Genomic DNA, 1,083 nt, shown 5'->3' with positions numbered 1-1,083 from the left:
CACCGGCATCAAGGGGCGACGGTCGACGCCGTCGTTCCAGTCCCATAGTGATCCACGGGACCGCAGCGACCAGGCTGAAGACGGCCCACAGCCCAATCGAGAATCTCCAGTCGGTGGCGTCGGCAACCGGAACTGCGAACTGCGGCGGAAGTGCGGTCCCCAAAGCCAACGACGTCGAATACAGGGCGGTCATCAGACCGATTTTGTCCGGAAAGTACTTCTTGACCAGCGGCGGCAGCAGCACGTTTCCGGCGCCCAGGCCGGCCAACGCCACCACCGTCAGAATCATGAACGGAACTGTTTCGGAGACCAGCGCGCGTGCGATCTGGCCCAGCACCGCCGATGCGATGGCGATTCCAAGGAGTTTCTCCAGGCTCGCCCAGCGGACGACGTACGGGGTCATAAAACCGAAAACGGCGAAGGTCGCCGTGGGCAATGTGCCGAGCAGGCCGATCATGGCGGCCGAGAGGGCAATATCCTCGCCGATCTGGCTGATCAGCGGCGAGACAGCCGTCACCGCCATGCGCAGCGTGATCCCGAAGAGCAGAATGCCCGCCAGCACGATTATCCGTCCGCGGAAGCGGCCGGGTTCCCCTATTGGGAGACTGGAAATAGACGATGGGGACACCGTCCGAGCCTACAGTCGGGGCTCAGGGCAATTGAAATGTTGCACCTGTGCCATTAATCGCAAGGCGGCCGCCAAGGACGGTTGGGTTTTGCCCGGCCGCGGCCAAAAAAAACGCCTTTCGAATCACTTTGGTCACGGTGTATGGCAACCGGACGAAATCGGCAAGGTTTTCCAATGGTTTTGCGCTCACAACATTCATCAACACCGTGTACTCGTCACGAAGTTGGTCCGGTCTCTGGGTGTGGCCGGGCACCTTTTGAAGGGTAAACGACATGTTTTCTTCAACCCATTCCACCACCCGCGCCGGCGCCGGTGATCGAAGGCAGTCAGGACGAAGAAGCAAAGACAAGACCCTGCATGGTCCGCCCCGCTGGCTGGCTGCCCTGAGCGCCGGCGCCATGTTGGCCACGGGCATCGCTCCACTGGCCATCAGCCCGGCGGGAGCCGCCGCGGCG

At 62.0% G+C, this 1,083-nt stretch carries 2 protein-coding genes; both read right to left on the bottom strand.

Going from position 1 to position 1,083, the window contains the following annotated elements:
• On the bottom strand, positions 1-562 hold a 562-nt coding region (locus tag Y707_RS31675; RefSeq protein ID WP_162150243.1), incomplete at its 3' end, for an MFS transporter.
• Positions 563-650: 88 nt separating this feature from the next.
• Positions 651-1,083 (bottom strand): hypothetical protein (locus tag Y707_RS0117365; protein ID WP_216699283.1); only part of this gene is annotated, 433 nt, incomplete at its 5' end.

Source organism: Arthrobacter sp. H14, from assembly GCF_000520495.1.
Classification (GTDB): domain Bacteria; phylum Actinomycetota; class Actinomycetes; order Actinomycetales; family Micrococcaceae; genus Arthrobacter_C.
The sequence above is the reverse complement of the archived record's forward strand: the minus strand, read 5'-3'. Positions and strand labels throughout refer to the sequence as shown.